The sequence below is a fragment of the Priestia megaterium NBRC 15308 = ATCC 14581 genome (genome assembly GCF_000832985.1).
In the GTDB taxonomy this organism is placed as follows: domain Bacteria; phylum Bacillota; class Bacilli; order Bacillales; family Bacillaceae_H; genus Priestia; species Priestia megaterium.
Map to the genome: position 1 here is coordinate 186,357 of NZ_CP009921.1, position 13,984 is coordinate 200,340.

At 36.0% G+C, this 13,984-nt stretch carries 12 protein-coding genes; 5 read left to right on the top strand and 7 right to left on the bottom strand.

The genetic code is table 11. The annotated features are described in order from the left end of the window. Positions 1–620: 620 nt before the first annotated feature. The 7 genes from BG04_RS28410 to BG04_RS28440 all read right to left on the bottom strand — a co-directional run bounded on the left by BG04_RS28410 (position 621) and on the right by BG04_RS28440 (position 8,099). Positions 621–893: a hypothetical protein gene (locus BG04_RS28410; protein WP_061784554.1), complete on the bottom strand. Its 273-nt coding sequence runs from the start codon at positions 891–893 to the stop codon at positions 621–623. Positions 894–1,252: 359 nt separating this feature from the next. Further along, positions 1,253–2,707: an aldehyde dehydrogenase family protein gene (locus BG04_RS28415; protein ID WP_211186303.1), complete on the bottom strand. Its 1,455-nt coding sequence runs from the start codon at positions 2,705–2,707 to the stop codon at positions 1,253–1,255. Positions 2,708–2,786: 79 nt separating this feature from the next. Next, the gene (gene dapA, locus BG04_RS28420; protein WP_034655572.1) at positions 2,787–3,668 is read right to left on the bottom strand and encodes a 4-hydroxy-tetrahydrodipicolinate synthase; all 882 of its coding nucleotides are present in this window, start codon (positions 3,666–3,668) and stop codon (positions 2,787–2,789) included. 841 nt (positions 3,669–4,509) lie between these two features. After that, on the bottom strand, positions 4,510–5,754 hold the full coding sequence (locus BG04_RS28425) for an NAD(P)/FAD-dependent oxidoreductase (RefSeq protein WP_034655570.1): 1,245 nt from the start codon (positions 5,752–5,754) through the stop codon (positions 4,510–4,512). Next, positions 5,751–6,083 carry a (2Fe-2S)-binding protein gene (locus BG04_RS28430; RefSeq protein WP_034655568.1) on the bottom strand — a complete coding sequence of 111 codons (333 nt, stop codon included), beginning with the start codon at positions 6,081–6,083 and terminating at the stop codon, positions 5,751–5,753. Before BG04_RS28430 ends, BG04_RS28425 begins: the two co-directional genes overlap by 4 nt. Then, a complete protein-coding gene (locus BG04_RS28435) occupies positions 6,080–6,352 on the bottom strand; it encodes a (2Fe-2S)-binding protein (RefSeq protein ID WP_034655566.1) in 273 nt (90 codons plus the stop codon). Before BG04_RS28435 ends, BG04_RS28430 begins: the two co-directional genes overlap by 4 nt. Positions 6,353–6,425: 73 nt before the next feature. Further along, positions 6,426–8,099, bottom strand: coding sequence for a sigma-54 interaction domain-containing protein (locus tag BG04_RS28440; protein ID WP_034655564.1), 1,674 nt, complete (start codon positions 8,097–8,099; stop codon positions 6,426–6,428). 196 nt (positions 8,100–8,295) lie between these two features. Between BG04_RS28440 and BG04_RS28445 the strand changes: the two genes are divergently transcribed. The 5 genes from BG04_RS28445 (at position 8,296) to BG04_RS30715 (ending at position 13,688) form a co-directional block, all read left to right on the top strand. After that, positions 8,296–9,471, top strand: a complete 1,176-nt coding sequence (locus BG04_RS28445; protein ID WP_034655561.1) for an NAD(P)/FAD-dependent oxidoreductase — start codon at positions 8,296–8,298, stop codon at positions 9,469–9,471. Further along, the gene (locus BG04_RS28450) at positions 9,468–10,502 is read left to right on the top strand and encodes a proline racemase family protein (RefSeq protein WP_034655558.1); all 1,035 of its coding nucleotides are present in this window, start codon (positions 9,468–9,470) and stop codon (positions 10,500–10,502) included. The genes BG04_RS28445 and BG04_RS28450 overlap by 4 nt, the downstream gene beginning before the upstream one ends. Continuing rightward, a complete protein-coding gene (locus tag BG04_RS28455; RefSeq protein WP_034655555.1) occupies positions 10,502–11,458 on the top strand; it encodes a proline racemase family protein in 957 nt (318 codons plus the stop codon). The genes BG04_RS28450 and BG04_RS28455 overlap by 1 nt, the downstream gene beginning before the upstream one ends. Positions 11,459–11,628: 170 nt before the next feature. After that, a complete protein-coding gene (locus tag BG04_RS28460) occupies positions 11,629–13,245 on the top strand; it encodes an APC family permease (protein ID WP_034655553.1) in 1,617 nt (538 codons plus the stop codon). Between the two features lie 269 nt (positions 13,246–13,514). Next, entirely contained in the window at positions 13,515–13,688 is a 174-nt protein-coding gene (locus tag BG04_RS30715; RefSeq protein WP_155276315.1) for a hypothetical protein, read from the top strand. Positions 13,689–13,984 lie beyond the last annotated feature (296 nt).

Below are 13,984 nucleotides of genomic sequence, written 5' to 3' on the forward strand. Positions count from 1 at the left end.
AATAAGGAATAGCACTAAAAGAAAAATTGTTTAATAACACGTTAATAATTTAACGCTTTAAAGTAAAGAACGTCTTTTGTTTCAGGATAATCTACATACGTTAAGTAAATGGTAAGGTATTTAATGTGAATTATTAATTTATCTATTTACTCTTACTAACGAAAAAGACAACTTTTCACTTCTTATCATATACGAACATATCTTCTATTTACCGTTTAATAATTTATTATATTTTTGTTAAATCAACATAAAATTTATAATTATTTAGTATTAATAGGTTTTTAATAAGTTAAATTAATTTAAAGATATATAATTAATTTCTTTTATACAAAGAAGTAAATGATAAAACTTACTTATATAAATTATAGTTTTATCATTTACTCTAGCTGACGACAAATACAACGTTTTTCTACAAGATAGGTAAATGATAAAACTGTTTTTAATAAAGTATGTTTGTTTTTACTTAATGATATAGTGGAAAGTTAAGATAAACATAATCACTGATCTCGGAACCAATGGATGTATAGACCTATCGCCAATATACACAAAGTGAAACAAAGTCGACTATTAGAAACTAAAAACACCCACTAATCATTTTAGTGAGTGCTTTCCATATGTTATTATTCCTTATTATCATCAGCCACGACAAAGTATTTAATTGTGTGAATTTCACCTGATTCATAAATACCTTCTTGTAATTCCATTACTCGCAATGCTGTAATTTCATCTTTTGAATCAATTACCTCAAATACATCCCCGATACCTAACGGAATATTCTTTCCATGCAAACTTCCTTCTTTGAAGAATTCAGATGCTGGACCTTCCATCAATATCTCATCATTGTAGTAAAACTCTACTTTTTCTTGTCCTGTAATTGTAGTTATAGTTTCCACCACCTTTTTCTATAAATTACTTACAAATAACATTTTATACTATTCTGAATATTTCTGTTAGTTTTCACTCTTTCGCTCTAAAACGTATACAATATATGTTGATATTATATAAGAAACAATTAACTTATTTCATTATAAATAGCATTATATAATATACATGTTGTAGAAAAACCCACAATTAAACTACAACGGTAATTAAGTTCTGTAAAAAAATTAAACCAGTATGCCTCAACAAAATGGAAAAACATACTGGTTATTTGGATTTTTTGTAAATGACTAGTTAATAAAAGCAAGATTAAAGTGAGTAACAACCTCAGTTACTTTTACGAGAACCCACTAGAATCAAATAGATAAGGAAACTAAAAAGAGTATTTAATAGCACAAGTTTTAACTTGTGAATAGAAATCTAAAGCTGCTTGTCCTTGTTCTCTAGTATGGGAACTTGACCATTTCATACCACCAAATGGCACTTGGTATTCAACGCCGGCCGTTTCTTGATTCACACGTACCATTCCAACTTCTGCTTCTTCTAGAAAGAGTAATGCTTTCTCCATATTATTAGTAAAAATGGAGGCGCTTAGACCGTATTCAGATTGATTGCAAAGCCTTATAGCCTCATCGAAATTTTCTGCTTGAATAATGACGGTAACTGGGCCAAATATTTCTTCTTTAAAAAGTTTATGCTGTGCTCCAACTCCACTTACCACTATAGGAGGGATATAATAACCTTCACTTATTGTATCGAGCCTTCCTTCAGCGATAACTGTAGCTTCTTTACGAGCTAATTCTATATATTGAGAAATATTTTCATACTGGTCTTTAGATGCTACAGGACCTAAATAGGCATCAGCATCTAAAGCGTCTTTCACCACTAAAGTTGACATAGCTTTTTGTAGGGAATTAATGAAATTAGGGAAGATTTCCTTTTCAACAATAATTCGGCTTGTGGCAGTGCACTTTTGTCCAGCAGAACGAAATGCACCACTTAAAATCATTGGAATGGTCTTCTCTAAATCAGCATCATTTAAAATAACAGCCGCATTCTTTCCACCCATTTCTGTTTGAAACTTTATATTACGTTTGGCGCATATAGATGCAATTTGAGTTCCTGTTTGTGTGGAACCTGTAAAGCTAACGGCATCTATATCTGCTTTTTCTAATAATGTATCTCCTATCATTCGTCCTTTAGCAATAACAAGATTAAGAACGCCTTTCGGAAGATTTGCTTTTTCAAAGATTTCCATCAATCGAGTAGCGGTAAGGGCAGAATTTTCTGCAGGCTTCCATACTACAGAATTTCCGCAAATAAGGGCGGGAGCTATTTTCCAGATAGGAATGGCAACTGGAAAGTTCCAAGGGGTAATTACAGCGACAACTCCGAGAGGAACTCGTTTAGTATATTGTAAAACATGTTGATCACTAGCTGGCACCGACTGTCCGTCAGCCCGTGCTCCTTCGGCCGCATAATAGCGTAATAAATTTACTCCTCTTGTTACTTCACCCAGCATTTCACTAATAGGTTTTCCCATCTCCCGACTGGCTAGAGTAGCAACCTCCTCTTTAGCTCTTTCTAGCTCATCAGCCATTTTATATAAGTAATTGGCTCGTTCTATACCTGTTTGTTTTCTCCATGTATTAAAACCCATTTGTGCAGATGAAACAGTATATAAAATCTGCTCAGGTGTAGAGAAGTACATATCCCCAACTTTTTCATTAATGTTAGATGGATTATATACAGTTTTACTAGTACCTTGGAGTTCCTGCCATTCCCCATCTGTATAATTTTTAGTAGTTAAATTTACTTTTGTAATCAAATTAGGTCCACCTTTCCTACTTAAATTAGTAGAAGAGAAGAAATAATTTCTTCTCTTCTCAATAGAATGAGCAAAGTTCTTATTGAGTTACTTTTTGTACAGCTCGATTAAATGCTTTTTTGATTTGATTATAATCTTCAGTACTTAAGGAGAGCCTAGGTGGACGAGTAGGACCAACTGGTTGTCCTGCCAGTTCCATCATATATTTGATTGACTGAACAAGCTGAGGTTTTGCATCCAAATCAAATAATGGAAGTAAACGACGATATAACTCAGTTGCCTCTTTTATTTTCCCCTCCCTTGATAAACGGAAAAGCTCTACCCCCTCACGTGGAAGAGCATTTGGAACACCAGCTATCCAACCAGTTGCACCGCAAAGGGGACCTTCCATAGCAAGGTTATCAACACCAGTTAAAACTTCAAGATCTGTTTCTTCTAAAATTTTATGAACACGACGGATATCACCAGAGAACTCTTTTACAGCCACTACGTTTTCAAATTTCGAGATTTCTTTCAAAAGTTCTGGAGTAAGATCAGTTGGATAATCTAACGGATTATTGTAAGCAATAATAGGTAATCCAACTTCGGATAAATCTTTATAATGGGCAATAATTTCATTTCTAAGTGGACGGTAATTAATAGGTGGAAGTGCCATAATAGCATCTGCCCCTACATCTTTAGCATGTTGAACCCATTGAACAGCCTGTTTAGTAGAAGGCGCCCCCGAACCAACAGTTACGGTAACTCTTTTGTTAGCTGCTTTCACAACTGTTTCGACCACTTTCGATCTTTCCTCAACCGTCAACGTAGCGTATTCCCCTAAAGATCCTACTGGGACTAGCCCATTTACACCCTCATCAATAAGCCAATTACATAGTTCATGTAACCTCTGGTAATCTACCTCATATGAATCTGTGAATGGAGTGACGATCGCAACATGTACACCTTCAAATCTTGTCATTTAATTCTTCCCCTTTCAAAATCATTTTTTATTTTTGGTTCGTCTTGGGTGTGAGAATTAACTCTACGCTAATATAAATGCAAGTAGTATGCCAACTTGAATTTGAAGTTTCAGGAGAATTTATATATATATCTATCAGACAAGGAGTTTTAGTACATTCTCACGGAGGAAAGAAAGATTTAAGCATGAGAATGCCACATTTTAAGCCTTTGAAATCAGGAAATCGAAAACAACATCTTAAAAGAGCATTCTAATTAGTATAAATACTAAGCCGCATATAATTCTCTCTTAACCTTAATAGTAATTAGGTGGGAAATATTCAAAATAAAAAAGAGTATTAAAGTGTAAAAAATCTTAAAAGGGAGTGTAAAGATATTTATACACTGTATAGACTTTTGATATCTTCCCATCTATTTTATATGCTAAGCATAATAGTACTCAGTTACTGTTTCTTTTTATTGAGAAAGTATAATCTAAAGATAAAGAGGGCTAAATACTGATATCCCAAATTAAATATCAGTAAAGTAATGCATTTTATAAAAAAAAGACAGTTTCTCCTACAAGGAGAATACTGTCCAAAATAAATGAAATTCACTTATTATTTATTTGGAATCGAACTATGGAAATAGGTTTAATTAAATATCTATATGTCTTCTTCAAACAAGCACTATCTCTGAGTAATAGCTATATTATTCTGCTAGAGGAGCAATATTAAAATTTAGGGAAAAGTTTTACGTACAGTATGAAGGAAGGCAAAAAGAAACTAAATACTTTTCAAAGTAATAGTTCCCTCTTACCTACTCCAAGGGAGATAGAAAGTCAGTCATATCTTATGCTCTATTTAAACTATCTTTTTTGGGGTACCCTGGCTACTTTTCTTTACATAGAGAGCTTTCCAAAGCTCATGCATTTTGCTTCGCCCACTATTAATCTCTGGGTTGAATTGGATCGCAGCCTGTTGACGAATGGCGTGGACCTTTTGTATTGCTTGTTGCATTTGTTCATTAATTATATCTAACTTTTTACCAGCATATTTGGTGATCGATAGGCCTGCTACTGTTCCTTGAGCCATGGCGATTTTACCACTCTCAATACCGGTGATATTACCGGCTACAAATAGCCCTTCAAGAGGAGTATCCATCGTCTCTGAATGATGAGGTACGTGACCGCCTAATTCAGGAATATATTCAAATGGACATCCGGCAATGGCAGCAAGCTCTGCAAGTGGATATAAGCCACCTGCGATACAGACAAAATCTGCTTCATAAATCATTTCAGTTCCAGCAATAATATTGCCCTTAGCATCAATATTAGCCACACGCACTCCTTCAACCTTATCTCTACCAATAATCTCGATTGCTGCTTTTCGAAGTTGTAGAGGAGTACCATTTATTTTCAAGCCGTTTTTTGGATATAAGTTCAAGCCGGCTTTTCTAATCCAGTCATTTTTCATAAAATGGCTTCCAACACGTAATAACTGCGATGGGGCAAGATGAGATGCATTTAAGAGTGATTTCAAGACCTCCTCGGGATTACCTGCTTTTTGACTAAGAGGACTTTTTTCTGGGAGGATAATCCGATCAATTGCTATTCCAGCTAACTGTAATTCATTTAAAATTGCAAATGCTAGAATATTTGCTCCAATAATAATACCTTTCTTCCCAACCTGGACACGGTGGACATTCGTCATTACTTGAGCAGCACCAATTGACATTACACCAGGAAGTGTCCAGCCACTCAGTGGGATAGGGTATTCAGCAGCTCCTGTAGCTAACAGTAAGAAGGGGGCTTCTAGTGCACCTATGCTAGTATGAACATTCCATAGCTGATCTTCTTTTTCTAAGTTATAAACGGATACACCACAATGTATATTGACTGATAGTTTCCGTGCTTCTTGATGGAGGCGTTCAGATTCCTTAATCCCATTCCACCATTCACCAGACGGTTCTTGATGAAGTTGTCCAAGCAACCTGCCACCAGGCTTTACAAATTCATCAAGGACGACTACTTTGAGACCAGACTCTGCACAGGCAATAGCACCTGCTAACCCTGCTGGACCTGCTCCAATCACAATAACATCAATCATGGCTTTTCCACCATCCTTCTTACGATATTCGGGTGCTGTTTACCACTCTCAATTACCATATCTTTTTCTACAAGTGTTAGGCAGGCTCTTACGTTTGACTGTTCATTCACAGTTACACGACATTCCAAGCAATGGCCAATATTACAATAAACCCCTCTAGGCGTTCCACTATCTTCATGGACACGTAGTTTTCTTATTCCATTTGCTAAAAGGGCGGCTGCAATTGTTTCATTTTCATACGCCTCATATCTAATTCCGTCAAATTGAAAAAAAATACGCGTTCTATCACCAAAATCTCCTAAAATGGGATGCTGTATTATTCTATTCATTGGTTTTCACCTACTGTTCCAAATGTGACTGGACGAATTGGAGGCTGGTATTTTAACGGAAGTTCACCAGGCAAGGTATCAGGGATAACAGTTTCGATAATTTTATCTAATGTGGACCTGCATGTACGCCCTCCACAAAAACCCATTCCTGCTCTAGTTCTTAACTTTAATTCCCTTGCAGTACATTTATGTTCATCAGCTGTTGATTGAAGTTGTCCATAAGTAACTTCCTCACAACGACAGATAATAATTTTCTCTTTATTAGTCATTTGAAATTCCTCCTCTATGTTCCTTTATGAAAATATTATGCAAAAAACATGCCAACATAGAGGGGGAAGAGGCTTAATGTAAGCCAAGTCGCTTCAGCCGGTTGTATAAAGTAGCCCTTGTGATTCCGAGTTGTCTAGCGCATATTAATTTATTTCCATCAGAAAGATGTAATGCTCTTTCAATGACTTTTTTCTCGTGCTGATCCATTTCTTCCTGTAAGGACAAAATGGTGGAAACACTTTCGATATGTACGTTAGGTTCAATATTTTTACTTTTTTCAAAACTAATACTGTTTGAATTAAAAGGTAAATAACCCCTTTTTATTACGCCGTCTGTTGCAAATACAACAAGTCGTTCAACAACATTGCGAAGCTCTCTAATATTACCAGGCCAATCATAACGAAGCAGTTCATGTATAACTTCTGGAGATAGTTCGTGAATTGGTCTGTTATAGTTCAATGAAAAATCATTTAAAAAATAATGAGTTATTTCAATAATATCTTCTTTTCGCTCTCTTAAAGGAGGGATATGTAGACTAACCACATTCAAGCGATAATATAAATCTTCTCGGAACTTTCCTTCTTTCATTAATTCACTGAGATCACGGTTTGTTGCAGCGATGACACGGAAATTGATATTAATCTCTTTTTCTCCACCCACACGATAATATTTTCGTTCCTGTAGCACGCGAAGAAGTTTTACCTGCATATCAAGTGGCATTTCTCCTACTTCATCAAGAAATAAGGTTCCTCCTTTTGCTAGTTCTATTTTGCCCTTTTTTCCTTTATTGTCAGCGCCCGAAAAGGCACCACGCTCGTAGCCAAATAATTCACTTTCAAATAAAGACGCTGGTATCGCACCGCAGTTAATTGAAATAAAAGGTGCATTAGGCTCTTCACTTGCTTCATGAATAGCTTTAGCAAATACCTCCTTTCCAACTCCACTCTCACCCAATATCAGAACTGTTGATTTAACAGAACAAACTTTTTTAGCTAAATGAACCGTTTTTTGGAGGGCAGCGCTCTTGCCTTTAATAGAATTAAAGGGATCAGATGAGTCCTTGTATTTTGCTACTGCTTGTTCTAAACGGTGTACTTCATTGGACATGTTAAATAATTTTTCATTGAGCACGACTTGATTTGTGATATTCGTCTCTGAGACCACTGCCCCTATAATCTGATCATTGAAATAAACAGGATTAGAATTAATTAAGACAAACAGGTCAGACCTAGGTTGATGATGTTGGCTCACAATGCTTTTTCCTTGATACAAAGATTGCAGGATTTCTAGATTTTCATAGTCAAAAAAATCGGTAATTGGTCGGCCAATTATATCTTGATGATCCACTGAGAAAATTTTTTCTGCTCCGTCTGTCCACGTGCAGACGCGCTCATTATTATCAATGACCGTGACTGATGAATCCGTAGTTTGAATGACAGTTTCATAAAATGCCTTTAATTGATTGTAAGAGTTATGAAGAAAACTGATCATTTGAGTTGCCGTTATGCAGCCTATAGGATTTCTGTTTTTGTCAAGAATAACGACTATAGAATGATGAGTAAACGCCTCAATTAAGATAGAGAATGAATCATCCTCATAAATGGACTTACATGGAAGCTCAACTGTTTGTTCCGTTAGACGATAATAAAACTCACTGTTTCTCTGTATAATGTGATGCTTATCTAAAGATGTATCCATTACAAGCCTATTTATTATTTCTTGCACTGACGGAAATGAAAATACCATGATATCCTCCCAAATTGTAAAAGTTTATTAACACTGTCAAAAAAATTATACATATGTTTATTTAATTTTCAAAATATTTTTTACATTAAATTGAATTACATTGTAATTTCTTACTTTGTTAAAGGTTAACTTTAGTTGGCACACTATTTGCATTATTAGATTATAAAAGCCATTTGATTGTAGGGAGGAACATTATGTGGAACATTGCGATGTTTTAGTGATTGGTGGGGGGATTATTGGCTGTTCGATTGCCTATTATGCTTCCAAATATGGAAGAGATGTAACGGTAATTGAAAAAGGAGAATTCGTTAGTGGTACATCTTCACGATGCGATGGTAACATTTTAGCGATTGATAAGGATCCAGGTTTTGATAGTCAAATGTCCTTATTTAGTCAGAACTTAGTGGACGAATTAAGCAGAGAATTGGAGCATCCCTTTGAATATAGGGCACCAGGAAGTATTCTCGTTTGTGAATCAGAAGAGGAGATGGAAGCCGCACAAAAATGGGTGAATCGTCAAAAAGCTGCCGGTTTACCATTCCGGATGCTAGATCGACAGGATATTCGGCAAGATTCCTCTTTTTTTGCTGATGACTTATTAGGGGGGTTGGAATGTGCTACTGATTCTACGGTCAATCCTTATTTATTAGCCTTTTCACTTCTTGAGGGGGCAAAGAAACGAGGGGCTAAGGCCTTGAAGCATACCGAAGTAACACAGATGAGGAGAGAAGAGAGTGGTTCATTTACTGTAGAAACAACAAATGGTGGTTTTACCGCAAATCATGTTGTGAATGCTGCTGGAGTATGGGCACCTCGAATAGGAGAGATGCTTGATCTTTCAATACCGATTGAACCAAGAAAAGGACATATTATCGTTGCTTCAAGACAGCAACATGTGGGATCTAGAAAGGTAATGGAATTTGGTTACCTAATTTCTAAATTTGGTGGAAAACGTCGTGTAGATGCACTGACCGAAAAATACGGAGTGGCTCTGGTTTTTGAACCAACCGAAAGTCAAAATTTTCTAATCGGAAGCAGTAGGGAATTTGTTGGATTTAATACAAAAGTAAAAAATGAAGTAATAAACTGTATCGCTAAACGAGCAATAAGATTTTATCCGAAAATGGCAGATATGCTGATGATTCGTTCATATGCAGGATTACGTCCTTGGACAGAAGATCATTTGCCAATCGTTTCACGAGTGGACAAAATTCCTAACTATTATATTGCAGCTGGTCATGAAGGTGATGGAATTAGCCTTGCAGCAGTAACAGGGAAAATTATAGAGGAACTAATTAACGAAAAAGAAACGTCTATTCCTATTGAGCCAATTAGTTTTAATCGCTTTAAAGAAAGGGTGTTAAGCAGATGAGGGCAGAAAGAGTTTTTACAACAATTGATACACATACAGGTGGAAATCCAACGCGAACATTAATTAGTGGTCTCCCGAAGCTACTGGGAAAAACAATGTCAGAGAAAATGCTTTATATGAAAAAGGAATATGACTGGATTCGCAAGCTTCTAATGAACGAACCGCGTGGACATGATGTCATGTCTGGTGCTCTATTAACAGAGCCATGCCACCCAGAAGCAGATATTGGTGTGATTTACATAGAGACGGGTGGCTACCTTCCAATGTGTGGACATGACACCATAGGAGTATGTACTGCCTTAGTTGAATCAGGGTTGATTTCCGTTCAGGATCCTATTACATCCTTAAAGTTAGATACACCAGCCGGTCTCGTGGAAGTGAATATTTTTGTGGAAAATGGAAAAGCAAAAGAAGTGTCCTTTTGCAACATCCCAGCTTTTCTTTTAAAAAGCATTTCTGTTGATGTTGAAGAATTTGGACAGGTAGGTGTTGATATTGCGTATGGGGGGAATTTTTATGGGATTATTGACGCCAAATCAGTTGGATTAGAGTTAACTCCTGATAATGCTTCCCACATAATTGAAAAGGCAATTAATATTCGAAATACCATTAATGAGAAATTTGAAATCGTTCACCCTCAACATCCATTTATTCGAGGATTAACTCATATTGAGTTTTTTACTGAACCAACTTATGAGAAAGCAGACGTGAAAAACACAGTTGTTGTTCCTCCTGGTGGAATCGATCGATCTCCATGTGGAACAGGTACTTCTGCTAAATTAGCTGTGTTATATGCTAATCGGGAAATTTCAATTGGAGAAGAATTTGTTCACGAAAGTATTGTCGGTTCTTTATTCAGGGGATGTATACTTGGAACAACTGATGTTGAGGGTGTAGAAGCTGTTGTGACCAAAATCGTGGGTTCAGCCTGGCTGATGGGAATGCACAAATTTTTTTACAATGAAGAAGATTTGCTTAAAGAAGGATTTCTACTTATTCCGCCAATGGAACATGAAATGGAGGAAGTGTAATGAATATTCAAAAGGTATACTCAACAATAGATGTGCATGTAGCTGGTGAAGCTTTCCGTATTATTAAAGACTTACCATTCTTTCATTATCAAAGTTTAGAGCAACTAAATGAGCAACTCCAAGAGGAGTTTTTAGAGAGCATCCATCTTCTTTTAAATGAACCACGTGGATCTGCAAATTTAAATGGCTGTCTTATTGTTCCAGCCGTTAGCCAAGAAGCAGATGCTGCAGTTTTATTTTTTAATTATAATGGAAAGGTTCCTCTTCATTACGGTGGTATCGTTGCTGTAATTACAACTTTATTGGAATGTGGTCACTTGCACCCAAGGACGTCCAGTGAATACAAAATTGAAACGCTCAGTGGAGTAATTTCAGCTACTGCAATTATGGAAAAGGATGAAGTGATCTCAGTCACCATAGAGAGTAGACCATGTCAATTAGTCCAAAGAAATATCCCCTTGTCTTATTTACATTTAGATACAAGTTTCTCACTCGTGCAGGCTAATCAATTATATGCGGTATTTGAGAAACGTGATATTTCTGCAGAGATTCATATTGAGAAACTTTCTGAATTGAAGAGATGGGGGCAAACAGTACTTCAAGCTCTGGAGTCAATAATTCCTGTAAAAGGTGTTATTCTAATGGATGATTCTCATCTAGAAGGTGGCCAGATTAAAACAATCACCTTCGATGAAAACGAGTATATTGTACGTTCTCCGGGGTTCGAGTCAACAATGGCATGTTATACTAGCTTGCTTGCTAACGACAGAGTGTTAAACATAAAATCACCATTGATGAATAAAAGTATTTTTGATAGCTACTTAACAATACAAGCATCCACTCAAACAGAAACTGGATTTCGTTTTATCGTGTCAACCCGCGGGTTTATTACCGGAATGCAAACTTTTGTATTAGATCCGACAGATCCTTTTCCTTCGGGATTTTTATTAAAATAACGTTATTTAGGCTACATTCTTTCATTGGTCATCTTTATACCTAAGCTTCTATATCAAAACTTTCCTTGCCTATAGTGATTTCTCGAAACTATTTTAAGGGAGGGAAAGTAGTTTTATTTGGAAACTGAATTTTTAAAATTTTCTAATATTAGAGGAGGAGAGGTTGGAGTATGTCTAACAAAGGTAAGTTTAAAAGAGAAATATCATTAATGGATTTAACTTTTATAGGCTTTGGATCTATGTTTGGATCGGGTTGGTTATTTGCTGCTAGTCATGTTGCTGGAATAGCCGGCCCTGCTGGAATTATATCATGGGTAATTGGTGGAGTATCTATTTTATTATTAGGACTTGTATATTGTGAACTGGGAGCGTCACTTCCAAGGGCTGGAGGAATCGTTCGCTATCCAGCTTATACTCATGGCCCTATACTTGGATATCTTTTAGGGTTTATTACCCTTATTGCTTTTTCTAGTCTGATAGCCATTGAGGTAGAGGCAGCTAGGCAATATGCTGCAGCCTGGTGGCCCAGCTTGACTAAGGAAAACTCTACCTTGCCTACTTTAAGTGGATGGCTCCTTCAATTCGGACTTATTGTTGCTTTCTTTCTTTTGAATTATTGGAGTGTAAAAGTATTTGCTAAATCGAATTTTATCATAACTATCTTTAAATTTTTTGTACCAGCTTTAACAATCGTTGTTTTGTTAATACATTTGCATGGTGATAACTTTTCAAGTGTTGGATTTGCACCGTTTGGTTTTTCTGGTGTACAAGCAGCTATTTCTGCAGGGGGAGTAATTTTTGCTTATTTGGGACTTACACCTATTGTATCGGTTGCTAGTGAAGCGAAAAATCCTCAAAGAACAATACCAATTGCTCTTATTTTATCTGTAATTTCTTCAACTATTGTTTATGTTCTCTTACAAGTAGCGTTTATTGGAAGTATCCCAACGGATATGCTTGGCCAGGGATGGGCCAATATTAGTCATGAATTTAGTTTGCCATTTAAAGATATTTCCGTTATTTTAGGGTTGGGATGGATGGTTTATTTTATTGTTTCTGATGCAATAATATCCCCAAGTGGCACAGGTAACATTTATATGTCAGCTACTCCTCGTGTTGTATATGGATGGGCTAAAAGTGGAACCTTATTTCAAATCTTTTCTAAAGTTGATGCAAAATCAGGTATACCCAGACCTGCACTTTGGCTTACGTTTGTCTTTTCTATTTTCTGGACATTGCCATTTCCTTCATGGGAAGCGTTAATTAACGTTGTTTCCGCAGCGCTAGTTTTAAGTTATGCTATTGCCCCAATTACCACGGCAGCGCTTAGAAAACGTGTTCCTGAGCTAGATCGTCCATTTTGGGTAAAGGGCATGTCAATTATTGGACCTCTTTCGTTTATCGTTGCATCGTTAATCGTTTATTGGTCAGGATGGAAGACCTTATCTTGGCTACTATCTTCTCAGGTTCTAATGTTTATAATTTACCTATTCTTTAAAAAAAGAGTGCCTACCTCACAGGTTTCTTTTACCCAACAAATTAAATCCTCATTATGGCTGATTTTCTACTATGTTGCCTTAATGATTGTTTCTTATTTTGGTATGTTTGGTGGTGGCAAGGGCGTCTTAATTTATTCAACCGATTTAGTTGGAGTTACAATTGTCTCTCTGATTAGCTATTATTGGGCAGTCCATACTGCTTTACCAGTTGTTCATTTAGACGATGATGAAATTCAAGATAACGATCATTTAAAAATAAGCAATATAGATATTCCAGTTAGTAAATGACATATCAAATGAGTAAAAAAAGCTAATCAAAAGGCAACCGATTAATGTATCGGTTGCCTTTTGATTTTATCCTTTGTAATCACAAATGAGCCCTTTTTCTACATTATATGTAATAATTAAAACTTATTTTAATGAAACATTTTAATCTTTATATTGGTTAAATATCCAACTCTTTCGACTGAATAGAGATAAAACGTTAAGTGCATCCTCATGAAATACAGTGAATATGAGCATATTAAACCTATCCAACCCAAACTAGGAGGTACACGATGAAAAATCAGTCTAACAATTCTCAGCCTGCAATAGGGGATGACAGATTTAATACTGCTGGATATACTTCTGATGAAGCAAATATCAATGATGTGCAAGGAAAACATCTATCTAACTTCAATGATAAAGTTTCTACCTCTGAGAATGAGGATGCTTCTTCTACGAAACCATAAAGTCTTTTCTAACGAGAAATCTTTTAAGTTCTCGTTAGTCTGAAAAGCAGGTTAATATTTATTAACCTGCTTTCTTTATTATTGATTATGACGATACATATGAGGATCATCTGGTTGTTCTTCACGTTCTACTTTTGTTACTCTTACAATGGGAAGCGTCTTTTGGAATACTTTGAACCAATACCTAAAAGTATTCCTTTGACTAGTAAGATGATCTACTTATTACTTATAGATTTAGCATAAAGAGTGGATTTTTCAACATAATTATAATAAGGATAAATTGCATCTATTAAGTA

Coding starts and splice junctions, on each gene's coding strand:
- BG04_RS28430 (WP_034655568.1), bottom strand. CDS start 6,083: ATGAATAGAATAATACAGCATCCCATTTTAGGAGATTTTGGTGATAGA.
- BG04_RS28460 (WP_034655553.1), top strand. CDS start 11,629: ATGTCTAACAAAGGTAAGTTTAAAAGAGAAATATCATTAATGGATTTA.
- BG04_RS28435 (WP_034655566.1), bottom strand. CDS start 6,352: ATGACTAATAAAGAGAAAATTATTATCTGTCGTTGTGAGGAAGTTACT.
- BG04_RS30715 (WP_155276315.1), top strand. CDS start 13,515: ATGAAAAATCAGTCTAACAATTCTCAGCCTGCAATAGGGGATGACAGA.
- dapA (WP_034655572.1), bottom strand. CDS start 3,668: ATGACAAGATTTGAAGGTGTACATGTTGCGATCGTCACTCCATTCACA.
- BG04_RS28450 (WP_034655558.1), top strand. CDS start 9,468: ATGAGGGCAGAAAGAGTTTTTACAACAATTGATACACATACAGGTGGA.
- BG04_RS28455 (WP_034655555.1), top strand. CDS start 10,502: ATGAATATTCAAAAGGTATACTCAACAATAGATGTGCATGTAGCTGGT.
- BG04_RS28425 (WP_034655570.1), bottom strand. CDS start 5,754: ATGATTGATGTTATTGTGATTGGAGCAGGTCCAGCAGGGTTAGCAGGT.
- BG04_RS28440 (WP_034655564.1), bottom strand. CDS start 8,099: ATGGTATTTTCATTTCCGTCAGTGCAAGAAATAATAAATAGGCTTGTA.